This is a genomic window from Desulfopila aestuarii DSM 18488 (assembly GCF_900143695.1).
Classification (GTDB): Bacteria; Desulfobacterota; Desulfobulbia; order Desulfobulbales; family Desulfocapsaceae; genus Desulfopila; species Desulfopila aestuarii.
Map to the genome: position 1 here is coordinate 1 of NZ_FRFE01000014.1, position 24993 is coordinate 24993.

The following is a 24993-nucleotide window of genomic DNA, read 5'->3' on the forward strand; positions in this document are numbered from 1 at the left end:
AAGCTCAAAGCTTCTGAAGTGGCGGCCATTTACAAAGAACGATGGAAAATCGAACTGTTCTTCAAATGGATCAAACAAAATCTCAAGGTGAAAACTTTCCTCGGTACTTCAGAAAATGCTGTGTTGACGCAGCTTTGGATTGCCTTGTGTCTTTACCTTCTGCTGGCTTATTTGAAGTTCCAGGCCAATCTAGGTTTGTCACTTTCGGGTATTTTACGACTATTGCAATTGAATCTCTTTGATCGTCGATCAATGACTGATTTATTCAAGCCACCTGACAATCCACAAACTATTAAATCTCCACAGCTTTTATTGTGGAATTAACTGTGAGACAGCAGTGAGTGAGAATGATTCTTGAGTTTAGTGTTTTCAGTGTTAACATCTAGAAATGGTGGAATTCAATAAAATATCCTCAAGCATCTCTTTGCCTTTTGATACCATGATGTCGAGTAAGTTCGTCAATTGGCCAATGGCATTGTCTGCCTTCAAGGAGAATCTGATAGAATAGCTCCCATCGCCAACTTTGACCGCTTTTGTTGCAAGATCAAATTGTCGCAAAATTTGCTGAGCGCACTGAAATCACAGAATGAAACAATACTTTTTGTGTCATCTCATATTCAGTCTATTGGCAGAGAAAGATCTTTTGCAAGGTCTTTCAACACTACTGAATTGTGGTGAGAATTAAATGACAACTTGATAAGGAAATTTATACTGCAATCTTGGATGAGGATTGCAGTTGTGCTAGAATTCTTGCTTGATCAGTTTCGGCAAACATTTTGATCATCTGCAGAGTCTTAGGCTAGCGCCTCCCCTTACTTCTTCCCACACCGGGCTACTAACAATCAGGACTATGGAGACGTTTTAATAAATTGATCCACCATGAGGTGGTTGAAAACAGTAGGTCCAAAAATAATGTTCAGTTTAAATAGTTCAAGAGGTGTTCATTTGACCGGCAGGGACACTCTAAATAGGCTCCTGCTTCCTGCGAATTTTGTAATGCCAGCGAAAATACCAATACCGTCTTGAGCGATCTCTAATTGAAGATTTGTACTACCAACCCGTTACGTCCTGTCGGCAATACCGATTGCGATGTTTTCTGACATGGGTAGGAAAAGCTAAATCTTGAGAATTGATCAAAAATGGAGCATCTACCAACAAAAGCCTACCAAAGAGTCTTATCATCCAGAACCCCAAAAGTGGTCGATCAGGGGAGACGGTTTATGTTCCACGAAAATTATTGGTAAAATTAACCGACTACGTAAAAGGCAATGATATCGCTAAAAGTGAACGGATTTTTCCGTTTTCCTACGTTGCCGCCTGGTCAATGGTGAGAAAAACAGGCACACTGATCAATATCGAACTTCGTCCACACGATCTCCGCCGTCATGCGCCACGTATGCCTCAAGATCTGGAACTCCCATAGAAATAGTCAGTAAAGTTATTCTAAGGCATGCAGACCTTTCAACAGCTCAAAGGTATCTCGAAAAGGTAAATGACACTGAAGTGATCAGGTGGATCGATACACTTTACGGATAGGAAAACGTCAACGGGCGAGGATTGTTCCTCGCCCGTTTGAAGCAACGCAGCCCACAACATTATTGGCTCCGCTACAACAACAATTACAGCTTATCTTGGTACGCTCCTGCTGAGTAGGTCAACTCATAACTGTGGGAGTAAATCTCAATAAGATTCCCGAAAGGGTCCTCACAGTAAACCATTCGATATGGTTTATCCCCTGGGTAATACTCCCTTACCGGCATTCTCTGTTTGCCGCCATTTTCTACAATTTTCGCAGCTAGACCTTCAACATCCGGATCTTGTACACAGAAGTGAAACACACCAGTTTTCCAATATTCAAAGTTGTTTTCTCGTTGTTCTGCGTTTTTGAATTCAAAAATTTCAACTCCGATCTTATCTCCGGTTGAAAGGTGAGCAATCTTAAAACTGCCCCAGCCTTTACCGAAAACGTCATCGCACATTATCCCAATTGCAGAGTCATCTGATACTATCTCAGTCGGAGGCATAATTACGTACCAACCAAGTACCTTAGTGTAAAAATCTACCGCTTTGTCAAGGTCAGTCACTGATAATCCGATATGAGAAAAAGTCCTTGGATATGTCATTTTAGTGCTCCTATATATTTATTTGTTATTCAGATGTTATCCCGGGTACAGTGACACTATAGCTATAAGAACTAGAGTGACAAGAAGGCACAATTTTGTTCGACACGAACCAATTGGTTCGGATTGTCTGGATTAGCCGGTTCTAGGATCAATCTTTTTTTCGAGGGTTAAGCGATATCATGATCAGCTGGAACAAAAAGCAGTACCACTGCCCCGTTGAAGTTTCCATGGCTCTGCTGAGTGGAAAATGGAAGTGCCTGATGCTGTGGCATTTGAATGAAGGGACTAAACGTTACAACGAGCTGGAGAGAATAGTGCCGGGAGTCAGTCAGAAAATGTTGACTCAACAATTAAAGGAGTTGGAAAAAGACGGACTGATATCACGAATGGTATATCCGGAAGTACCGCCACGAGTTGAATATAGCTTGACCGAACTTGGGCAAAGCGCATTTCCCATTTTAGAGATGATGCATTCATGGGCTGTCAAACAGTTGGGGCTTATCGATCCAGAAGTATAGGTTCGTAGGGGTAACATTAAAGGTTCCCAAATCTCCTCTCATTGAGTTGTTCCTCAGATGTTGGGATCGGCCAACAGCCGATAATTGCTCTAAAATGGAGCAACTGCAGAATGTAGCTTACCAAAGACTCTGCGTAACAAACTCAGTTTTTTCTATTTGTATTAAAATGTTAGCTATCTCATTCCCTCATGTTTAAGAGTGAATAATCAAGGCCTACCCCAGTGGTAGCTCCGTCATCAGGCAGTGCGAGAATAGGCCTCTCATGAGTGCAAAGCACTCCAGACTGAGCTTTCTACTGAGCACCGCAGCTTTTGTTCTCATGCACGGTGACCCAAAAAAATCAAACTCACGCTCTACAAACCACCTGGAAATATCCCACCCACCGTTTTGTACCATTTTCTTTACATCGGCAGCGCAAGTACATATTTGTTTAAGAGAAAAATGTATTACCCGATTATTTCATCACAGGAAAAGCACCGATACTTTTTGCAAAAATACGGCTTTATTTTTTTCCTATCAATGCCACCATGATGAATTCAACGAGGCAACGAAAATGACAACAGCAATACAGGATAGAGCGCAAGGGGCAATAGTAGGGGCATTCATTGGCGACGCCTTGGGGCTCGGTCCTCATTGGTACTATAACCTCAGAGAGCTACGAACGGATTACGGTGATTGGATCAGCGACTATACAGATCCCAAACCTGGGCGATACCATGATGGGTTAAAGGCGGGTCAGCTTTCCCAGTCCGGATATATTCTGACCATGATGATCCGTTCTTTGAACGATTGTGGTGGTTATGATGAAAATGATTTCTGTAAGCGGCTGGACGAGGAGCTCTTTCCGCAACTTGACGGCACTCCGATAAGCGGCCCTGGTGGGTATACCAGCCAATCGATACGTGAGATCTGGCGACAGAGAACCATCAAAGGGATAGGCTGGCAGGATACCGGGAGCAATGCCGATACCACCGAAGCCATCGAACGCACTCTGGCCATTGCAATACGCTATGCCACCCGCCCTTCGGAACTGGCCGAGGCCATAACCAGCAACACCGTGCTCACCCAAACGGACGATACTGTAGTTTCGATCACTGTAGCCTTTGGAGCAGTTCTGAGCATGCTCGTTCAAGGGCACCCATTCGACACCTCTTTATCGATGAAGTTGATGAAACTGGTAAAAAATGGGGCCTTGCCCTTTCACGCCGTCACCAGTGACAACCTGCAGCCTCCCAAACCAGGTGACCCGGATCCACCGAGGTCAGGCCGGTTTGCATCACCAGACGCATTGCTGACCCCATCCTATATGGCCGCAGCCGCAGTTGATCCCGATATCAAGATAGAACCAGCTTGGAAAGTTTCACTTGTCTACGGCATGCCGTGTGCCATCTACCATCAATTGCCTGCAGCATATTACCTCGCTGCCAGGTTCTGTGATGATTTCGAATCAGCCGTGCTTCATGCTGTAAATGGTGGTGGTCAAAACCAAGTGAGGGCAATCCTTGCAGGCAGCCTGGTCGGAGCCCAAGTTGGGTTATCACAAATTCCGGAGCGTTTCATCCTGGGACTCGAAAACTATTCAGAATTACTGGAATTGGCGAAATTATTGGCCAGCAAGATTCCTCCCCCTCAATAAGTGGTACGCAGGGGAAAAGGTTAGAAGGGTTTCCGCTCCCCTTTCCTACCCAATCTTCACGGAGGTCATTGAAAGTGAACCGCCCACAGTTCGGTCATTGAACAACGTGATGCTATCTTTTTTATTTCGAAGTGCCAATATGTAAAGTAAAGGCAAGAAGTGCTCACGCGTTGGGATCGACAATTGAAACGCTTTTCCCTGCTCTGAATAGTCAATCAGCTTGGTTTCTTGATTTTCTGGGCTAGTTCCGGACTGCCTGGGGCAGGATATTTTACCGCATAGAGTTCCTCGGGAAAACCACCAAAATCATGAAGAGTTGGGGGCTTTTCCATTGCAGTCACCATGGTCCCCCTTGCCTCCCAATGGGCAGAAATACACAAAATCGCCTTGGGTGTTTCTATTTCTGAAGACACCTTCCTGAATCCCTGTACGAATTCATTTTCGGCGATTGCATTCATCGGGCTACCATGCCCCAGGAAAAGCACGGGCATTTTTGCAGTCGGCTCAAATGATTCAGTAATTTTCTGTAAATCATTCATATCCATCTCCATTATGGTTCCTGCCATAGTTGCCGATTCATCACCCTAAAATCCTTCCTGCATATTGCAGGTCTGCATTGCAAGGTAATCTGGTCATGTGCCCATCCGGTCAGATCGAACACAATCACATCAAAAATAATCCTGCAGATTTCTCGATGTTCAAGTTTTCTTTTTGCGAGCATCTAAACAGAAACGATCATTGCCCAGAAAGAAAATTGCAATACCGACGAATACATAGAATGACTGTACCTCCAAGGCGTAAGCTCCGTGATCCCCCAAGGAGAAAAATTTGCCGGAATATACTAATACGCTGGCAGAAAATATTGTCGCACTTATTATTAAAGCCCCTGTTTTGACACGATAGCCAACCAAAAGCATAAGGGGTGCGATAATTTCGCCGACATATATTAAATATGCGAAAAATTCAGGGAATCCTTTTTTTCCCAATATCGCGATTATTCCACTCAAATGACCGATCTTATCTATTCCATGAAACAGTAGAAGAACTGCTAAAGTTACCCGTAGAACAAGTTTTCCAATATCTTCAGCCATAGTAAATCCTCAGAAATCAGCAGTATGGTACGTAGTCGAAAAGGCTGTAATCATCACCCAGACACAGCCTTCACCGTTTAACAGATTGGCATCATTTTTTGATGAACTCGAGATCAACGCTTATGTCAGCTTTCTCACCAATCAACAGATTGCCGCTCTCAAGAACTGCGTTATAAACTATGCCGAAATCCTTTCTATTGATCTCGCCAGTAATCTGCGCACCCTTTCGGACATTACCCCAAGGATCTTTCTGCTCACTGGACAATCCTTCAAGCGCTACCGTGATATCTTTACTCACCCCATGCATTGTCAGTGTGCCTTCTACCTGAAAATTGCCTTTACCTGCGGGAATGACCTTCGTTGAAATGAATTTGATGCTGGGATACGTCTTAACATCAAAAAAATCAGCACTTTTGAGATGTGCATCACGCTTTTCGACACCCGTATCTATCGTTTCAGGATCAATTGCAATTTCTAGTGAAAATGGATTGGGACCGGATTCGAGAAACTCGATTTTTCCAGAAACATTCTCGAAGTCCCCCTTCACCTTACTGATAGCCATATGCTGAATTGAAAAATTCGCGGTGGAATGATCTGTGTCGATTGTCCAGGTAGAGGCAGACGCTTCGGTTACAAATGCCATTACTATGCTTGCTGCCAGAACGATGAGCTTTTTCATTTTATTCTCCGTTGTAATAAGGTTGATTTTTATGAGGTGAGAGCTCTCTCTTGCCCCACAATGTAGTATGTGTTATTCTGCACATCAACCGCCAATTATGCAGGAGAGAATTGCAAATATGCACACGACCGCCAACTGGGACGACTATCTCTACTTTTTGAGAGTTGCACGCCTGGGATCATTGAAAGCTGCAAGCAAGTCGCTGAAAGTGAACCACACCACTGTATTGCGTCGAATTAACGCCCTTGAGGAAAAATTGGATGCCAGACTTTTTGAAAGATTAAAGACTGGATACGTGCTCACTGAAAGCGGTAACGAGATTTTCAACCAGATAGATCATATCGAAGAGGCTTTTCTTACAATAGAGAGGAAAATATTAGGAAGGGATATTCGTTATGAGGGTAAGATCAAACTTTCAACAACAGACACTCTCGGGCAATATTGGTTACCACATTATATCTATAAATTTAAGGAGGTTTACCCTGATATCATTCTGGATATTGACATCAGAACAAACTACACGGATTTGACAAAAAGAGAGGCAGATGTCGTTATAGCAGCAGTAAATGATCATCCTGACTACATAATCGGCAAAGTGCTGGCTCCAATCAAAATCAAGCTTTACGCCTCAATCGACTACATTGAAAAACATGGGAAGCCAGATTCACCCGAGGATTTATCCGATCATAAGTTGCTTCTACTTAACGAAAAGCTTGGACATATCGCGTTCAATGAATGGTTGAAAAATCTCGTACCTAAATCTGCAATAGCTGTAAGTAGCAATATGCTTACGACCCTTTACAGTTACGCTCGTCAGGGACTGGGAGTTGCACCGCTACCGACTTACGTTGGAGACAGAGATGACCAGCTGGCTTGCCTCATGGATGTGCCGGAGCAATTTCACCATAAAATTTGGATATTAACCCATCCAGATCTGAAAAATACCCGCAGGATCAAAGCATTCATGCAATTTATGTATAATGAGACCTCACTCAAGTAAAAAACAACAACTTGGACATTGTGAGTATTGAGGTGACGCTTCACCTGTAGAGTATGTTCATGGCGGCCGTGATGGTGCAGGAGTCCCCCCTGCCCTCCTTCAAAAATGACAGTGGAAATACTCTCAGGAAAATATTTTTTCAGCCTCCTCGGCCCTCAGATTATGTATACCTTCGTCTATCATTTTCGTAACCTGCAGCAGGTCTGAGCTATTCGCATCAATAGCCGAGAGAAGCTCTTGATTAACGGCGAACTCAACGGTCCTGATTTTTCGACAAAACGAGAGATAATCTTCTTTATACCGGTAGCTTGACTGTATAAGTTCAGGGTAAGTCTTTCCTTCGGCGGCAAGAATCAGCTGGAAATGTCCCACAAGTGCTGACAACCAGTCCATGCATAATCCACGTGTTGCCTCGTCCAGATTACCAAGCCGGTCAAGCAACTGCTCGATGTTGACAGGCTGACCACCCTTTTCAGCAGCCAGAACAGCCTCCAATATCATACGACGTGGAGTAAGATGATGTTCGGCGAATGCTTTCAGTGAACTCTCAAACTGTTTAATTTTTGAGAAATAGAGAACAAAGAGAATGGGAATAAAGATCATCCAGACACGAGGGACCGGTTTCTCAATGACATGCAGGGCCAATTGCCTTGCGATATCGGTTTCACTGGCGAGGATCAATTGTGCTTTTTCGTCGTTATCGATAAAGCTCATGGCCTTTTCCGTATGTACAGGTTTGTCAGTGGTGATACATGGCATCGTACAGCTGCAATATAATGCATTGCCAATAAGAGGCTGAGCGCACACAAAGGATTACCCCTCAATAGCCGTTCAGAGCCGTCTGCAGGTACTCCTCAGATTCCTTAACCTGTTCGACATCTGTGTAGTAATAGCGGGTTGGGTCGATGCCGTTATTATCGAGATACTGCGACATCCTGTTGAGAATGGTCACCGATTCGGTCAGAAAAGGTAGAAAGACATAAACAAAAATGAGGCAGGCGCCAAGGGATGCTGCGAAATTTCCTATTTTTTGCGACGTTGTTGCGGGTTGCTTCATAATTTCCTCGTCATGCCGGCCGGGAACAGCGTCCCGGCCGGCTGAGTGTTGGCACTTGCCTTAAATCCTCGCGGTGATTTCAGGGAAGACCAGGTAGAACATGATGTAAGCCATGGTCAGGGTCAAAACCAGATTGAGACTCTGGCCGCAGACATACAGGATGAGCGGCTTGCCACCTTTGAAATATTGAGCCAGCTCCCTGAAGTTCGTGGAAAGACCGATCGCAGCAAACGACAAGGCAAAAAACCAGCCGCGCATGAGTCGTGTACCACCGCGAACAGCACCCTGATCAACGAGCGCGTTGGAGAGGTCCTGCCCAAGACTGCTGTCGATAATGGAGAACAAAACGGATACAGCAAGAAAACCAAGAACAAATTTTGGAAAACGATGCCAGATCTCTCCGGTTCCGACAGTTCGTCCGGCCTGACGCTCCACCCGAGTACACCAGTACAGGGCGACGCAGAAGGCGGTAACACCGATCATGACGTTCTGGATCATCTTAATTGTTGCTGCAACATACATTGCCTTTTCGCCAAGGAAAGCGCCAGCCGCGGCAACAGCACCGGTAGAATCGATGGTTCCGCCCATCCAGGCACCACCGAGAATTTCCGGCAGCCCCATAGCTTTAATAACAGCTGGCATGACAATCATCATAATGGCGGTGAAAACAAGTGACAGACCAATTGAGAGAGTCAATTCCTCTTTCTTGGCGCGGCAGGCTGCTGCCGTGGCGATGGCTGCCGAAGTACCGCAAACAGACATATCTGCGGAAATAACGACATTAAGGGTTTTGGACGGCATCTTAATGACCTTCTGGCCAAAGATGTAGGTGCATACCAAAACGATGGGGGTAACAACCCAGGCAACAAAGATACCGGGAATACCTATGGCAAGAATTTTACCAAAAAGGACTTCTGCACCGAGCAGAACAAGACCAGTCTTGATGAAGAACTCAACCTGGCAGGCTGGCAGAACCCACCTGGGGGTGCCGATACTGTTGGCGATTATCATCCCAAGAAGAATACCCCAAGCCTCAGCACCGAAGCCATACTGTTTGGATATTGCCTGTCCGCCAAGCATGTAAGCCAGGACAGCAATAAGGAAAACCACCACGAAACCTTTGGCAAATTCTGAAAAACTTTTCTTCATACACGCGATGCCGGTTCCAAAAATCACGATGAAGAAAGCACACAGACCAATAAGGGTCGGGAAGTAATTGTAGGCTTTGTTGCCTATCTTTTTCTTGGCTGAGGCAACCTTCTTCTCAGCGGCTCGCCAATCAGCTATTTTCGCAGCAGCAGCGTCATTGAGGCTCTGGTCTTTGAATGCGGCAGCACCGGCAGCCGCTTCGGCCTCCTGTGCCGAAGTCAGTGCAGCGGCTGACTTGCCCTTGGCATCTTCATAAGCGGGCATAGCTTTATCGTTTAATGCCTTGGCTTGAGCATCGCTCATGATAAAAGCGTCAATCGGATTACTTTTCCAGGAACCGGGGTGTTTGGTCCAATGGGAGACAAATTTTCCGAAGCTTCCACTAGAGGCTTTCAGCTTTTTCTTGTCGTCATCGGCCTTGTACCAGGCAACCGTTTTAAAGGGGGCTTTTTCGACCTCGGCGGCCTGAATCTGATTGGCGGCATTGATCTTGGCGGTAAATTCCTCTTTGGGACCATAGCCAAAATAAGCGGTAAGGCTTATGGCGATGATAAGAAGGCCAAGCCATATAGCCAGGTAATCTTCTTTCGTCCAGAGATCCGACCAGCTACTTTGGCCATGATCAACAACGATGTTTGTGTCTGTTTGAGCCATGAATGGTTTCTCCTTGATATTGATTCGTTCTCAGGTCTTTCGACCACATGTTTCGTGTAAGCCCTATCAAGAAGAATGCCAAAAACAAAAACTATATAATTTCTATAAAAACAGTAAAATACAGGATTGGAAGTTTTTTTGACTGCTAACTGAACTTTGCAGCCGCAAACTGGGGTTATCGGTTGGGAATACTGTTATTATTAACTTTTTGTTTTTTTCTTTACAAAAGGTGCTGGTCTGCTACACATACAATCTCGTCAGCCACTCTTTGGAGTTTCAAGACTCTTTTAGCCTCAGCAGTTCATGCCCATGATTATTCCCCGACCCCATTCATTGCAAAGTAAATTTATTCTTCGGTTGATCGGCAGCATTATGCTGATCAGCTTCATCAACCTTACTGCACTCTACTATTTTATGCAGGATACCCTGGAGGAGGAGGTCAGCACGCGCGCATCCATTGTTCTTCAGCAGGTCGATGCTGTACAGAAATATGTACAGAAGATGTTGCGGCCAAAGATGCTTGAATTGCTGCCGGAAAAATTTGTCCTGGAGGCGATGTCCTCATCGTTCATTAGCCGGAGCATTATGGAGAAGACAGAAGATGCCGATGCCGATTATGTTTATCGGCGGGTCTCAATCAATGCCAGGAATCCAATGTTCGAAGCCAATGAGGTCGAGCTGGATCTTATCGACTTCTTTCGTAAAAACCAGAATGATTCTCTCTGGCAGGGGCTTAAGACCATTGATGGCCAAAACGTTTTTGTCATGGCCCGACCAGTGCGCTTTGTCGAAAGCTGCATGCTCTGTCACGGCAGCGCGGCGGATGCCCCGGAGGAGATGGCAGGACAATACGGACAGAGAGGTTTCAATCACCAGCTCGATAGTATTGACGGGGTTGATCTGGTGGGCATTCCCACCAATCGCTATGCCGTAAAAACCACGTCGGAGTTCACCCTCTATGTCGTGGTCTATATAATCATCTCCATTCTCGTTCTTTTCATGATTTACCTGACTTTCCAGCGGGTGGTGCTTGTCAATTTTCGTACGCTAACCAGCCAATTCAGGAAGAATTTTCACGACCAGGAAGGCGTTGAGCTTCTGCAAAAAGTTGAGCACGGCGATGAAATAGAAGAGATGATCGAGGGCATGGAGGGGCTCAGTCAGCACCTTTTTGAAACAGATCGTCGTCTCAAAGAATATACCGCCGACCTTGAGCGCGAAGTTGCACGGCGCACCGAACAACTGTCACTGGAAAATGATACCCATAAAAAAGACCTGACGATGCTGGTCAGCGTTCTTCACGCATTGAAATTGAGCAGGAATCGTCCGGAACTGTGGCGCAATTCACTGCCTCTCCTTGCAGATAGATTTCTTCTGGTGCGGGCATCCTATATCTGTACCTTTTCAAACCACCAGGATTTTACCTGGCCGGACCAGGCCAGACCACCGGAACTGCCGGAGGATTATGTCCAGTTGCTGCTGCAGCCACGAATCCAGTTCATCGACAACCGGGTCTTTATACCTGTCGGCAGTGGCGACGATAACATTGATGGTTTACTTTTTCTTGAACGTCCGGCCGGATTCCCTTTTACCGATGATGAGGCGGAGATGCTCACTGCTGTCGGCCGGCAACTCGGCATAGCCGCAGAAAACCTGACCGCCCTGGACTCGATTCTGAGCCAGACCAATAACCTGCAGACCATTTTCGAAGGAATTCCCGACCCGCTGCTCCTGCTGGACACCAATGGCACTATCATCATGGCCAACAGGGCTGCCAACCGGTTGATGGAAGAACTCGCCTGCCAGGAAGGCGAAGGAAAAAGGATGATCGACTGTCTTCTCCAATCTGGGACAATTGATAGTGCAGTTGACGAAGGTGCTGTAAGCCAGGCTGGTGTTGAGACGACCCGGGAAATTGAAACAGCAAACGGCAGGAGCTTTATTGTCAACACGATTGGTCTCGCGAAAGAAGAAAACAGAGCTGCTCGTATTGTTGTAGCTATACGGGAAGATACCGACCGAAAGAAGATGCTTCGCAAGTTTGTCCAGGCAGAGAAGCTGGGCACTGTTGGAAAGCTCGCCGCAGGACTCGCCCACGAGCTCAACAATCCTCTTGGGGTCATCCTTTGTTATGCTGAATTGTTGAAAAAGTCCCTCAGCAACGAACAGCACCAGGCTGATATCGATGTCATCATCAAACACACCAGTCAGGCACAGGCGGTACTTCTCGATCTTCTGAACTTTGCTCGACCCAAGGTATCTACCCACCGGAAAACCGTGGTCGGTGATGTGGCTGAAAGCGTTATTGGAGTTTTCAAGATCCAGGCAGCCAAGAAGGGAGCGACTATTTCCTGTCATCGTGAAGATGAAGGAATGGCTGTCAGGGTTGAGCCTCAGGTCATTGAACACATCGTACTGAACCTTTTAATCAATGCCCTCGATGCCTTGCCGGCGAACGAAGGCACTATTACCGTAACTATTGACGGTGACCGGGACAGAAACGGTCTTCGCTTGTCGGTTGCTGACAACGGTGACGGTATTGATCCGGCTGTTTTACCGTCAATTTTCGATCCGTTTTTCACAACCAAGGATGTGAACAAGGGTACAGGCTTGGGTCTGGCAATTATCTATGGCTATATGCATGAACTGGGCGGCACTATCGAGGCAAAAAACAGGCCTGAAGGCGGTGCTGTTTTTGAACTCTATTTTCCGGCTGCTCCGGGCGCCTGAGGCAGGAACAAATGGGTAAATCAATGCGAGTGCTTCTGGTCGACGATCAGCTCGATTTCATCAAAGGACTGGCTCGACTGCTACTTGCCGAGCTTGAAGATCTAGAGGTGTTGACCGCTGTAGGTGGTAAAGACGCCCTGCACCTCTTGGATACAACGGAAGTGCATATCCTTCTCACTGATCTACAGATGCCGGAAATGAACGGCCTGCAGTTGATGGAGGAGGTCCATCGTCGGTATCCTGCAACGAAGGTTATTATTCTCACCGGTTTTGGAACCATTGAAAAGGCTGTTCAGGCAGTACGCCATGGAGCGTTTGACTTTCTTACCAAACCAGTGGCATCGGAGCAACTCTATCGGACAGTAAGAAAAGCAGCTGATTTTATCCGGCTGGAGTTGGAAAACCAGCGTCTTCGGCAAATAGTGGCCGGCGGCGACAAACCTATCCTGCTTGGTGAAAGTGCAGCCATTCGACAGGTACGTCAGTCTATTGAGGCGGTTGCCGGTTCTGACTATCCCGTCCTGATTCAGGGAGAATCTGGCACCGGCAAGGAACTGGCAGCACAAATGGTGCACCGCTATAGCAATCGGATAAAAAAACCGTATGTGGCGGTCAATTGCCCTGCTATTCCCGATGCGCTTCTGGAAAGCGAACTATTCGGCCATTGCCGCGGAGCCTTCACCGGCGCCGATAGAGATAAGGACGGATTGTTCTTTACCGCCAATAACGGTACCCTGCACCTTGATGAAATCGGCGATATCTCCGCGACGATGCAGACCAAGATTTTACGTTTTCTGCAGGAGGGCGAAATCCGTCCGGTCGGTTCGACCAAAACCATAGCCACAGATGTACGGATCGTTGCCTCCACCAATCGGATACTTGATACACTGGTCGAGCAGGGTAACTTTCGCGCCGATCTTTTTTACCGTCTCAACGTCATCGCCATCCACATGCCGCCACTTCGTGAGAGAAGTGAGGATATCCCTCTCCTGGCCCACTTTTTTTTAGAAAAGACGCTGGTTGAAATGAAAATTGCGGAGATGACTATTGAGCCTGAAGTGCTTTCCTATCTCTGCACTAAAGATTGGCCCGGCAACGTCCGTGAACTCCAAAATACAATCAGGAGGTTAGTGGTATTCAGCGGCCACGAGAATATTACCATGGCGTCGGTGCAGCGTATCGAAACGCCAGGTCAACCCATGTCAGCCGTGACAGGTGAACTGGGACCATACAAAAGCATGAAAAACCTGGTGTCAGATAAGTTCTCGCGCAGCTATATCGAACAGCTCCTCGCCGCAACTTCCGGCAACGTCTCAGAGGCATCCCGGATAAGCGGACTTTCGAGGGTGGCTATACAAAAGCTAGGCCAGCGACTGGGCATAGATCTCAGCCGATTCCGATAAAAATCATGCCACTCCATCACGCATTATGCGCGGCAAGACACAATACCCATTGATGTAACGTCCTCGTCCGGGGCAGATTATTTATATAATCAAGGTACAATTTTGCGGCGCGCTCCGATTTGCACTTAATGATGACCACCAGTTCTTGTCGCACTACCACACTGTGGTTACCCTCTATATATCTTCTTTCTTTTACTCACGGTCATTTCTGAGACAAGGCGTTGGAAGGGAGATCATCGGAGGTCATACTTTGGAGTCCCGGACTCAGGCCTATCGAGTAACGGGAGGGTACAGCATGCTCCTCTCTATTTCATTTAGAGGATGGTGGAGACAATGAAAAATGACGTTAAGATATTTCGTTGGGTCTTGAGCATTGCCTTTTTTTTCGTTCTGGCCTGCGGACAAACTGTCCTCTGGGCAGACAGCGGGCTTCTGCATCAAGAGACTCAGACGCGACCGATTGAGCTTGGAACAAGTGGAGGAAATGTTAACGATCGCAGTTCCATTTACTGTTGCAGTGGCACGCTGGGAGCTCTCGTAGAGGACGGCAACGGAATTCGGTACATTTTAAGCAATAATCATGTGTTAGCTCGAAACAATCAGGCTGCGATAGGTGAAGAGATCAACCAGCCTGGCATGATCGATCAGCAATGCGGTCAATCAGGTATTGTGGCGCAGTTGAGCGATTTCGTGCCTATTCTGTATTCAAAGGGTCGAACTGTAAAGCTCAATGAAGTTGACGCCGCAATTGCTCAGATCAGGGATGGGTTTATTGATCCGACAGGCTCGATTATTGATATCGGCCCAATAAGTGACAATACGGTTTCAGCATATGTTGGACAGCTCGTCCAGAAGAGCGGTCGGACTACTGGCCATACCAGTGGTTCGATTAGTGCAGTGGATGTAACAGTCGATATAGGTTATTCCAAGGATTGCGGAAGCGCCGCTAACAATATCGCTCGTTTTGTTAATCAGTTGCGTATCACTCCAGGAACGTTCAGCGCTGGCGGCGATTCCGGAGCACTCATTGTCGAGTCGGGAACAGTCGATCCGCAGAATGGCTTACCGAGGGCAGTAGGATTGCTGTTTGCGGGAAGTTCCAGTTCGACCATTGCCAGTCCAATCGCTCCGGTCCTGGCGCAACTTGGAGTCACGATGGTTGGTGGTGGCTCGACATTGATTCCGTTAGGATCGATTTCTGGGCAAATCATTGATAACCAAGGCAATGCTCTCTCTGGAGCTAGTGTCGACGCTGATACAGGGCAATCCACATCGACAGGCGTGGGTGGTAACTATATTCTCGACAATGTCCCTGCAGGAGACCGGACAGTTACGGCCTCTGCGACCGGATTCCAGGCATCGCCTCAGGGAGTAGTAGTTACCGAAGGGAATCAGAGTACGGCAGATTTCGCGCTGACCCCGGTGACCTTAGCAACCAGTTCCCTCGTACCCTGCGTGACGTATGCCTCTACAGGCGGTAAAGACAATGATAGGCATCTGCTGATCACCCTTGGGGTGGAAGACGAACTCGGCAATCCGGTACCAGGTGCACAGGCCGATATCAGTGTTACCCTGGACGGCTCATTTTATGCCGATGGAACCGGCGCGATTACCGATTCCCAGGGGTTGGTAAGCTACAATGCAAAAAATGCATCAAACGGAAAATATGCAACCACGGTGACGGCAGTTATCAAAGACGGCCTCTCATTTTCCGGAATATTCCCCGTAAATGCATGGACAAAGGGCATTGATCCCAACCCTGATTCATTTTGTTTGGATGGTACGTCACCGCAGAGTGACAATGCTACAAGACAAAAAGCCTTACAGTCGCTTGATACGGTCAGAGAGATCAAGAGTCGGCATTCAAACGAACTTTTGTCGATTCCAGGCATTATTGGGCACGGCATATCTCGGTCAGCTGACGGAAGGCCGGTTATCGAGATCTATCTAGAAAACGAAAATGCCGAGACTCGAGCTCGTATTCCTTCGAATCTGGAGAACGTCCCGGTAAGAGTGTTGGTGACCGGACCGTTCACTGCCTTTTAAATAGTAAATCATATTGAGGCTGGATATCTGCACTACCATGTTCTTTGTGAAGCGCAGATATCCAACCAGTACAGCACGTATTCTCACTTCACCATAGCAGGAGGGTGAGATTCTTCTGCCCTATTAAGGGGTGTAACACAGAACCCCAAACATCACAGGAAAATGACCATCACCTGCGCCTCCAAATGAACCCATCCCGAAAAGATTTTTATTGAGATCGAAGAGAGAGTAATAAATGGAGCGTTGTCAGGTAACTGCCCTGCTTCCACACCGACCTTCGGCTTTACCTGCCAATCGCTGCGAGAAAAAGTTGGCGCAACCGTTCAATCCGTTTCCGGTTAACGCCCATATCCCACCAACCCAGCCGTGAGGCGGATCGCACTTCCACCTGCTGGAGTTTTGGTGGAAAATAAAACTCCACGTCATCCACGAATCCCAGCAGTCTCGAACGGAACTCGACATGAAGATATTCCGGCTCATCCAGAATTATTGTCGCATCGGTCTGTTCCTTGACCACTTGCCGCAACGCCTGCCCCGCTGCCATCCAATCTGTATCATAGCCAAAAGGTTCAATGAATGCGGAACTCCCGAGATCCATACTGCATACACAATTGGGCGACGCTTGACAGGGTGCGAGTCTGCCATTGGCCACCCCCAGATTTTTCGGTACACTTCCACCACACCCGCCAAGTAATATCGCAGTGGCACCGACAACCCATACCGAAACCATTCGCATACTCGCCTCCCATCCTTTTGTTCAAAATTAGGCCAGTAATCAAGAATTCACGGAAACATGAATCGACCCAATGCTTTCAGAGTGAATTTCCCTCTCCATCCAACTACCCTTTGATCAGTGTTCCGTTAGCTGCACCACTTCACCGGCCAATCAACCATATCCGCATCATTATGCCTTGATACAGGGGCGTTTCCACCTTCATACTATACAGGACATTTCCATAAGATTTGCCTGATTTGTACTTTTTCCTCACAATGTTCCTATCCCGCTGTTATACTCATTAGGACATCTTTTCTGAGATGAGGCAAGGCTGTTCGACAGAGAAAAAAGCATTCGTACCCGCCACACCATCTTCGATACAGGCAAGGGCACGAGATAATCTGGCACCGTCGCAACATCAATTACTAGCAACAATGCTTCCCCCGAACGTTATCAGGATGAAAATGAGCAACCAGAGTACTTTGAAGACAAAAACAACCAGCGTATTCAAGAGCATGAAATTTACCACCAAATTGCTTTCCTCCATTATCCTTCTATGCTTGGTCTCGATCCTCATCACCTCAGGAAACGCCATCAGAATGGCGGACAACGGTCTCCAATCCCTTGGAGAGGAATCTGTCGAGAATATCCACAATGCGATGCTCAATTCGCTGAAGTTATTGAATGGTACCATCCAGGCAAAGCTCGATGGCGACCTTGGCCTTTTCTCGAAAGAACTGAAAACCAAAGGACAAATAATTTTTGACAATTATAACAGTGAAGAAACAACTATCGTCAACCAAGTAACGAAAAAGGAAGAAAAGGCCGAACTTCCACAAATGATGGCCGGGGGGAGTTACATTTCCGGTAAAAATGACATTGTCGATGCCGTTGAAAAAGCAACAGGCAGTTCTGCCACTATCTTCCAGCTCGTCGAAGACAAGCTCGTTCGCATATCAACCACAGTGAAAAAAAACGATGGTAATCGAGCCATAGGCTCTTACATCCCATCAGACAGCCCGGTTTACCAGACAATCATGAAAGGTGAAGCCTTCAAAGGTAAAGCCTTTGTGGTGAACGACTGGTATCTGACAGCCTACGCCCCGCTTCTCGGCGGAGACGGCAAGGTTGTCGGCGCAATTTATGTTGGCCAACTTATGATCACTCCGATTCTCAATGATTTTCTCAACAGCACCAAAATCGGAAACGGTTATTTCTATTTGTATTCAGAAACAGGTGAAATACTTATCCACCCCACAATCGCCAAAGGAACAAACATTTTTACCAATATTCCTGTCCTGCAAGGCCATAAAGATGGCATGCTCCACTATACGCTTGACAACCAGGAAAGGATTTCCTTCGTCAAATATTATGAGGACTGGGGCGTCTATCTCAATGCCAGCACCACCAAGGAAGACATTATCGGCGGGCGCGACCTCATTATGCTGCGCAACAACCTATTAGTAGGTGTAGGCGTTATTTTTGTAGGTATTATCATAAGCATGCTTCTGGTCAGAACTATCAACAGGCCTCTGCAAGATCTGGCAGGCAAGAGCGTCAAGGTTGGCGAAGGCGACTATACTATCACTTTCGAATCCTCCTCCAACGACGCCATTGGCCAACTCGCGCAATCACTCGGTTTAATGGTTGAGAAATCGAAAGCGATGCTGGAGGATGTTATCGTCTCGACTAAGGCCTTGTCCGAGTCATCATGGGAACTTTCGGCCATTTCAGAGGAGATGGTCAGTAGCGCCGACGCCACCACTGGCATTGCCGATGAGGCCTCCACCAATGCTGCCAATGTCTCGGACAATATGGACTCCATCTCAGCCGCAATGGGGCAGTCCACTTCCAATCTCGACATGATTGCTGCTGCTTCTGAAGAAATGGGCAACACGATCAGGGAAATTGCTGAAAACAGCAGCCATGCCCGTGTTACCACCGAACAGGCAGTAGCCAGCGCCCAAAAATCCCATGACGGTGTTCAGAAACTGGGTGAAGCAGCCAAGGCCATCGGCACAGTTACAGCAACCATCACCGAGATTTCCGACCAGACTAATCTCCTTGCCCTCAACGCCACCATCGAAGCCGCCCGAGCCGGTGAGGCTGGTAAAGGTTTTGCGGTAGTCGCCAACGAAATCAAGGAACTGGCAAAACAGACGGCTCTCGCTACAGGTAAGATTAGTGACGCTATTGAGGAGATGCAGCGGCAGACTGGTGAAACCGTCTCCGATATCGAGTCGATCACCAAAGTTATTGAAGATGTCAATGAGGTGGTCAACAGCATCGTCACTGCCGTTGAAGAGCAGTCGATCACCACCAATGAGATCGTCAACAACGTGGCCCAGGCCTCGCGCGGCATATCGGAGATTAACGAAAATGTTGCCAACAGCAGCAGCATGACGACCATGATGTCGGAGGGAGTACAACAGGTTCGCACCAGATCAATGGAGGTTAAGTCGAGCAGCGAACTTGTACGGGCCTCTTCCGATCAACTTTCAAAGCTTGCCACCGATCTCACCGAGCTTGTTTCGAAATTCAAGATTTCATAAAACAGCATCTGGAGAATATCGTCCGAGCTTGCCCGATGCAATTATCCTCACCTGACCGGAGATGATTGCCGGACAGATCATATCAACATAGCCGATACGCAGGCTACTTTGCGCATCGGCTATGTTCTTTCGACTAAAGTGCAAAGTCGTTTATTGTTGGCTCGTAACTACCTATTCCCTTATACACATTCAACTTCTTTCAACACATATAACTTCCATGTATTTCGGCACCTACCTCTCGCTGGTACTCACCACCTTTTTCTGGGGTGCAACCTTTATTGCTGGCCGATCCCTGGCCGGCGCTGTGCCACCCGCAACAGCAGCCTTCTTTCGTTTCACCATCGCTTCGGCCGCTTTGCTTATTTTGTGCCGCCTTATTGACGGCCGATTAACGGTTCCGCCCCCCCGACTCTGGTTTTCTCTCTTTTTACTCGGACTCACCGGTGTATTCAGCTACAACATCTGCTTTTTCACTGGGCTGCACTATATCGAGGCTGGCCGTGCTTCGCTGATCATTGCCCTCAACCCCCTGGCCATCACCCTCTTCGCCAGCCTGCTCTTGAAAGAGCCTCTGGCGCCCAGACAGTTTATCGGCGTCATCGTCTCGCTCATCGGTGCGCTCTTTGTTATCAGTAACGGCCACCCTTCCGTCATATACAATGGTGATTTCGGTAAAGGTGAGCTGGCTATTCTCGGTTGTGTCGCCAGCTGGGCCACCTATTCACTTGTTGGCCGCTCGGTTTTGAAAACAATGACGCCACTTTCCGCTGTATTCTATTCGTCCGTTATTGGCAGCCTGCTGCTTCTTCTACCTGCCCTTAGAGAAGGATCACTCATAGAAGCTGTCAACTATTCTACGTTAACCATCGGTAATCTTGCCTTTCTCGGTCTCTGCGGCACCGCCATCGGCTTCTCTCTCTATTATCAGGCCATTCGCAAAATCGGCGCCACCCGCTCAGGGGTCTTCATCAATCTCGTTCCGTTTTTTGCCATCATTCTCTCCTGGCTTATCCTTGGCGAATCGATAAAACCTGTGGTACTTTCAGGTGGCGTACTCGTGCTTGCCGGCGTGACCCTCACCAATATGCCAACTCGCAAGAACACAGCCATAGCGCCACAACAATTATCCTCACGTCAGTAACAATGAAACTCACGATTGCGACACTTCGAGAAAAAAGACCATGAGCGAAACCGATAACAACGGCATCTCCGGCCTCGATCATACGCAGCTGCTTGAACTGGCCGAAACTCGAATGCCGTTTGGCAAATATTCCGGCAGATTATTAATCGACCTACCGGAGCCATATGTCATCTGGTTTGCCGGCAAGGGATTCCCGGCAGGCAAACTCGGCCGCATGCTGCAAACCATTTACGAAATCAAGGTTAACGGGCTTGAGTATCTGTTTGAGCCGTTGCGAAAGACCTGCTGAACGTTTGAAACCGCAAACTTTGTCGGCCATTTCAACTACATTATCAAGAGGTCCCATATGAGTACCGTGAGCCAGGAAGAAAAGAGCTTTATCTTTGAACTGCACAATATGATCGGCGGCAATGTCGACTCACAGGTCTCAATGTATGATGTCGGGGCATCTCTTGGCATGAACAAAGGCACCACCACCTCCATGAGCCAGGATCTGATGATAGAAGAGCTTGTGGAGTTGAAAACTCTTGCGGGTGGAATCGGGATAACAGACAAGGGACTGGAACTGCTCCGCAAGGAAGGGCTCATAGTAGGCTCAGCCACGGAGCAGTCGATACGACTCGGTAAAGGTCCGGTACTTGATGGGCAGGATCGCGAGCAGGTGGAAAAATTCCTCACAGAGATAAAAAAAGGGCTATTCACCAACCCTACCGGCTATCCCCAGATCGAGGAGCTGGTAATGGATGTCAAGACACTGGAAACGCAAATGCTCTCACCACGTCCCAAAACTGCAGTGATCAGGGCAGTGTTCAGCTCCCTATCACCTGCACTGGCCGCCAGTGGCTCTAAAGATATTTCGGAGAAAATTGATATATTTCTCGAATAATACCCTGCCATGTTGGAGAGCATTGTGCAATATCCAGTGCACCTTTTTATTAACCGGACATTCCACCAAAAGTATCAGTGTATTCAGGCATTTATTACTGATCTCGTGATCCCTGCACGGTTATTCTCTGCTTAACACGACACACATCTGTTCCGGCCACCTTTCTTGGCACGATACAACGCTTCATCTGTTCTTTGCAGGAAATCTTCAATCTTCTCAGGAGGTCTGTAGGTGCTTGTACCAAAGCTGCAGGTGATATCCCGCTCAACGGAAAACCTATGGGTTTCAATAATTTTCCGAAGCTTTTCTGAAAATTTCCCCGCCTGTACAATATTGATATTTGTGACAAGGATAACGAACTCCTCGCCACCCCACCTGGCAAAAACATCAGTTTGCCGGATGTTGTCACTTATCAGTGCTGCCAATTCCCGGAGCACGGTATCACCGGCTAAATGACCAAGGGTATCGTTGATCACCTTGAATTTGTCTATATCGAAAAGTATGAGTGAGACAGGATTAGGGTATCTCTCCGCTGACGCTATCTCTTTGGCCAGTTGTTCATTGAAATAGCCACGATTGTTGATTTTGGTCAGCGCATCTGTCTGACTCTGCTTTTCAAGCTCGTTATTGAGTGTCTCAAGTTGTTTGGCGTATTCTTCCTGAGCGTGACGATAATTGTTGAAGATACGCTGGAGCCCCTTTGAGAGAAAAAAAGCGGCAAGAAGAGCAAGTACAACACCGCCGAAGAATATGAGAATCAACAACTTGATATCTTCTGTAACTTTAGAGCTCAGCTCTTCTTTTTTTTCTGCGATGACCTCGTCTAAACGATCGAAGTATATACCTTTGGCAATGACCCAGTTCCATTCAGGGTAAAACTTGAAGTAAGAAAGTTTCCGTCCGTCACCGGAACCGTCCGTTTTCCTGTACCAATACACGACATACGCTTCGCCCTTTTCCCGAATACCTTTGAGAAACTCTTTTCTAAACTGTTTGCCTTTTGCATCGGTGTAGTCATCGGAGATTGGCTTCCCTACCAGGTCAGGGCGATTATTGTTGATGAGCATCGTGGCGAAATCTTTGCCGCCTCCGATATTGTTGAGCTCATAAATAAAAAAATAGTCGGGAATATTACCCTGCAGGCTTTCCCTCAGTTCATTCGTAACGGTTTTCCTGGTCAACGAATCAAGATTATCAACATATTCACCCGTGCCTATAATCCAACCGAGGGGCTCAAAAAGCGCGACATAGGATATCTTTTCAACACGCTGGCCTGAAAGGTCATGAGGCTTGAACCAATCGTAACGAAGAGAGCCTTGCCCCTGCGCTTTCACCAATTCGATCATTTCCGCTACGACCTCTGGAGCCAAGTAAATATTATTGGAAAAAAAATTGGTCCCCTCAAGATTTGTATCTGCCGGGTAAAGAATCACTTCCCCATCCAGCCTCAGGATAAAGCAATACCCTTGCTTATCATTGAATCGAATTGGTCGTATCGCCTCTTTGATGACATTTTCAATCATCTCATCAGACATACGGGACTTCATGGTCGAACGGATGTTCTCAGCAGTCATCAATGCTTCCTGAACCCGAACCTGCAGGTTACGCTCAAGAACACTCTTCATTGATTTACTGCGTGATGCGATGTTTGCTTGAAGCGAACTGACATCGTTTCTCAATTGCTCTTTTTCGTCGGCAATAAAATCCTGCTCAAGCGTAACAAGATCCTTGTTGAGAGTATCGAACTTATTTGCAATAAAGAGAAGACCACTGGACACGGTCAGGATAGCAACCAGAACCACAGCACATAAAAAGCTGATCCTGGCAACATTTTGCTCACTGAACATGTTCATACAGTAACCGTGGCTAAATAATGAGGAGATACTATGAGTTTATTCTATCTGAAAACACGCTCGAAATTTTGCTATGTTGAATAATCCTATCGTGTTCGACAATTCGGATCAAATTTTTCATACCTCATCAGGTGATTAACGACAGGCTGAATGCGGATTTACTCTTTTTTTGACGGTTTGATCCTACCAGGCGGAATAGGCCCTGTTTAGGATCACTATTTGACTTTCGAAAAAAAAAGCCCGCCGGCAATCCGACGGGCTTTATTCCTTCAAAAACAGCTAACGCTCTACCACCCCAGCGTCAAATACTCATGCATGGAGTCGGCGGCTTGACGGCCTGCGCCCATGGCCAGAATGACGGTCGCGGCACCAGTGACAATATCTCCACCGGCCCAGACACCCTTCATTGTGGTTTTGCCGTTCTTTTCATCAGCATGGATGTTCCCCCATTTGTTCAGCTGAATTTTTGGGGTCTCCGCGGTGAGAAGAGGATTGGCGCCGGAGCCAACGGCGACGATACAGAGATCTGTCTCGATCTCGAACTCCGAGCCCTTTATCGCAACCGGACGACGACGCCCTGAAGCATCCGGTTCGCCGAGTTCCATCTTCAAACATTCCATCCCAATCAGGCGACCATTATCATTACCGATATATTTGGTCGGATTGGTGAGCAGGAAGAGCTCAATACCCTCTTCTTCCGCATGGTGAATTTCCGCACCACGGGCGGGCATCTCTTCACGAGATCGACGATAGACGATTTTCACGCTCTCTGCGCCAAGACGCATAGCTGTTCTAGCGGCATCCATGGCAACGTTGCCCGCTCCCAGCACGGTGACATTTTTACCTAATGGAATTGGGGTATCTACTTCGGGATACTTATAGGCCTTCATCAGGTTGGCGCGGGTGAGGTATTCGTTGGCGGAAAGAATGCCAACCAGGTTCTCACCAGGGATGTTCATAAAACGAGGCAGGCCGGCGCCAACGCCGATATAGATAGCATCAAACCCTTCCTCGAAAAGCTCATCAAGACTGACGGTTTTACCAACAACTGCATTACAGACAACTTTTACGCCAAGGCGCTCAAGGAAGTTGACTTCCTGGGCAACGATGGCTTTGGGCAGACGAAACTCAGGGATACCATAGACAAGGACGCCACCCGGCTTATGGAAGGCTTCAAAAATGGTCACGTCATGGCCTTTGACGATCAAATCGCCAGCCACGGTCAGTCCGGAAGGACCGGAGCCTACCACTGCAACCTTCTTACCGGTTGGCGCAGCCTTCGGCGGCAATTCACCGGTGCCGTTCTCACGCTCATAGTCAGCACAAAAACGCTCAAGGTTACCGATAGCAACCGCCTCACCTTTCTTACCAAGGATACACTGCCCTTCACACTGGCTTTCCTGCGGACAGACACGACCGCAGACCGCCGGCAAGGCATTCTTACTCCAAAGATTGCGGATGGCACCGGTCAAATCGCCCTGGCTCAACAGATCGATAAAACCGGGAATATCAACACCGACCGGACATCCCTGCACACAAGCAGGCTTTTTACACTGCAGGCAGCGCGAAGCCTCTTCCTGCGCCATTTTCGGGGTGTAACCGGTAGGTACTTCAAGAAAATTTCTGGCCCGCACCTTCGGATCCTGCTCGGGCATCGGGATTCTGCCTTTCTTCTCTTTATTCACTGCTTTCTCCGCCATTCTATCCTCCATGTATGGAAACGAGTTTTCTCGCTACGTTTTTTCATCACAGCAGTTCAG

21 protein-coding genes and 1 pseudogene are annotated in these 24993 nt (G+C 47.5%); 12 read left to right on the top strand and 10 right to left on the bottom strand.

The genetic code is table 11. The features are described from left to right. Together BUF15_RS14045 and BUF15_RS27755 are read left to right on the top strand one after the other, a co-directional pair. Positions 1-324: transposase (locus BUF15_RS14045; RefSeq protein ID WP_143170723.1), on the top strand; the 324-nt coding region annotated here is incomplete at its 5' end. 805 nt (positions 325-1129) lie between these two features. Further along, positions 1130-1423: a hypothetical protein gene (locus tag BUF15_RS27755; RefSeq protein WP_073614193.1), complete on the top strand. Its 294-nt coding sequence runs from the start codon at positions 1130-1132 to the stop codon at positions 1421-1423. A gap of 196 nt (positions 1424-1619) precedes the next feature. On the opposite strand, the gene BUF15_RS14060 is transcribed toward BUF15_RS27755, so the two are convergent. Next, positions 1620-2123, bottom strand: coding sequence for a lactoylglutathione lyase family protein (locus BUF15_RS14060; protein ID WP_073614194.1), 504 nt, complete (start codon positions 2121-2123; stop codon positions 1620-1622). A 179-nt stretch (positions 2124-2302) separates the two neighbouring features. On the opposite strand from BUF15_RS14060, the gene BUF15_RS14065 reads away from it, so the two are divergent. Both BUF15_RS14065 and BUF15_RS14070 read left to right on the top strand, forming a co-directional pair. Next, the gene (locus BUF15_RS14065) at positions 2303-2641 is read left to right on the top strand and encodes a winged helix-turn-helix transcriptional regulator (protein WP_073614195.1); all 339 of its coding nucleotides are present in this window, start codon (positions 2303-2305) and stop codon (positions 2639-2641) included. Positions 2642-3194: 553 nt separating this feature from the next. Further along, entirely contained in the window at positions 3195-4277 is a 1083-nt protein-coding gene (locus tag BUF15_RS14070; RefSeq protein ID WP_073614196.1) for an ADP-ribosylglycohydrolase family protein, read from the top strand. Between the two features lie 45 nt (positions 4278-4322). Here BUF15_RS14070 and BUF15_RS28355 read toward each other — a convergent pair. From BUF15_RS28355 to BUF15_RS14085, 3 genes and pseudogenes are all read right to left on the bottom strand, one after another. Then, positions 4323-4822, bottom strand: a pseudogene (locus tag BUF15_RS28355) (dioxygenase family protein). Between the two features lie 153 nt (positions 4823-4975). Next, on the bottom strand, positions 4976-5368 hold the full coding sequence (locus BUF15_RS14080) for a DoxX family protein (protein WP_073614198.1): 393 nt from the start codon (positions 5366-5368) through the stop codon (positions 4976-4978). A gap of 91 nt (positions 5369-5459) precedes the next feature. Beyond that, entirely contained in the window at positions 5460-6047 is a 588-nt protein-coding gene (locus BUF15_RS14085; RefSeq protein WP_073614199.1) for a YceI family protein, read from the bottom strand. Between the two features lie 118 nt (positions 6048-6165). Here BUF15_RS14085 and BUF15_RS14090 point away from each other — a divergent pair, with 118 nt between their 5' ends. After that, positions 6166-7047, top strand: a complete 882-nt coding sequence (locus BUF15_RS14090; RefSeq protein WP_073614200.1) for a LysR family transcriptional regulator — start codon at positions 6166-6168, stop codon at positions 7045-7047. Between the two features lie 123 nt (positions 7048-7170). Here the strand turns inward: BUF15_RS14090 and BUF15_RS14095 are convergent, their stop codons facing one another. The 3 genes from BUF15_RS14095 to BUF15_RS14105 form a co-directional block, all read right to left on the bottom strand. Further along, on the bottom strand, positions 7171-7761 hold the full coding sequence (locus BUF15_RS14095) for an NF038143 family protein (RefSeq protein WP_143170724.1): 591 nt from the start codon (positions 7759-7761) through the stop codon (positions 7171-7173). A gap of 106 nt (positions 7762-7867) precedes the next feature. After that, positions 7868-8104 carry a hypothetical protein gene (locus BUF15_RS14100; RefSeq protein WP_073614202.1) on the bottom strand — a complete coding sequence of 79 codons (237 nt, stop codon included), beginning with the start codon at positions 8102-8104 and terminating at the stop codon, positions 7868-7870. A 60-nt stretch (positions 8105-8164) separates the two neighbouring features. Beyond that, positions 8165-9907 (bottom strand): YeiH family protein, encoded by a 1743-nt coding sequence (locus tag BUF15_RS14105; RefSeq protein WP_073614203.1) that lies wholly within the window; start codon positions 9905-9907, stop codon positions 8165-8167. Between the two features lie 309 nt (positions 9908-10216). Between BUF15_RS14105 and BUF15_RS14110 the strand changes: the two genes are divergently transcribed. The 3 genes from BUF15_RS14110 to BUF15_RS14120 all read left to right on the top strand — a co-directional run bounded on the left by BUF15_RS14110 (position 10217) and on the right by BUF15_RS14120 (position 16086). Then, the gene (locus BUF15_RS14110; protein ID WP_073614204.1) at positions 10217-12637 is read left to right on the top strand and encodes a c-type heme family protein; all 2421 of its coding nucleotides are present in this window, start codon (positions 10217-10219) and stop codon (positions 12635-12637) included. Between the two features lie 11 nt (positions 12638-12648). Further along, positions 12649-14040: a sigma-54-dependent transcriptional regulator gene (locus tag BUF15_RS14115; RefSeq protein ID WP_073614205.1), complete on the top strand. Its 1392-nt coding sequence runs from the start codon at positions 12649-12651 to the stop codon at positions 14038-14040. 333 nt (positions 14041-14373) lie between these two features. Continuing rightward, entirely contained in the window at positions 14374-16086 is a 1713-nt protein-coding gene (locus tag BUF15_RS14120) for a carboxypeptidase regulatory-like domain-containing protein (RefSeq protein WP_159441303.1), read from the top strand. A gap of 283 nt (positions 16087-16369) precedes the next feature. On the opposite strand, the gene BUF15_RS14125 is transcribed toward BUF15_RS14120, so the two are convergent. After that, positions 16370-16822 (bottom strand): DUF1499 domain-containing protein, encoded by a 453-nt coding sequence (locus BUF15_RS14125; protein WP_200802394.1) that lies wholly within the window; start codon positions 16820-16822, stop codon positions 16370-16372. A gap of 461 nt (positions 16823-17283) precedes the next feature. On the opposite strand from BUF15_RS14125, the gene BUF15_RS14130 reads away from it, so the two are divergent. From BUF15_RS14130 to BUF15_RS14145, 4 genes are all read left to right on the top strand, one after another. Then, the gene (locus BUF15_RS14130) at positions 17284-19353 is read left to right on the top strand and encodes a methyl-accepting chemotaxis protein (RefSeq protein WP_234981181.1); all 2070 of its coding nucleotides are present in this window, start codon (positions 17284-17286) and stop codon (positions 19351-19353) included. A gap of 217 nt (positions 19354-19570) precedes the next feature. Continuing rightward, positions 19571-20494, top strand: coding sequence for a DMT family transporter (locus BUF15_RS14135; protein ID WP_073614208.1), 924 nt, complete (start codon positions 19571-19573; stop codon positions 20492-20494). Positions 20495-20534: 40 nt separating this feature from the next. Continuing rightward, complete coding sequence (locus BUF15_RS14140; protein ID WP_073614210.1) at positions 20535-20783, top strand: DUF3820 family protein; 249 nt, start codon at positions 20535-20537, stop codon at positions 20781-20783. A 57-nt stretch (positions 20784-20840) separates the two neighbouring features. Next, a complete protein-coding gene (locus BUF15_RS14145) occupies positions 20841-21380 on the top strand; it encodes a hypothetical protein (RefSeq protein WP_073614212.1) in 540 nt (179 codons plus the stop codon). 131 nt (positions 21381-21511) lie between these two features. Here BUF15_RS14145 and BUF15_RS14150 read toward each other — a convergent pair whose 3' ends face one another. Together BUF15_RS14150 and gltA are read right to left on the bottom strand one after the other, a co-directional pair. Beyond that, on the bottom strand, positions 21512-23233 hold the full coding sequence (locus BUF15_RS14150) for a sensor domain-containing diguanylate cyclase (protein ID WP_073614214.1): 1722 nt from the start codon (positions 23231-23233) through the stop codon (positions 21512-21514). Positions 23234-23520: 287 nt separating this feature from the next. Next, the gene (gene gltA / locus BUF15_RS14155) at positions 23521-24933 is read right to left on the bottom strand and encodes an NADPH-dependent glutamate synthase (RefSeq protein WP_073614215.1); all 1413 of its coding nucleotides are present in this window, start codon (positions 24931-24933) and stop codon (positions 23521-23523) included. Positions 24934-24993 lie beyond the last annotated feature (60 nt).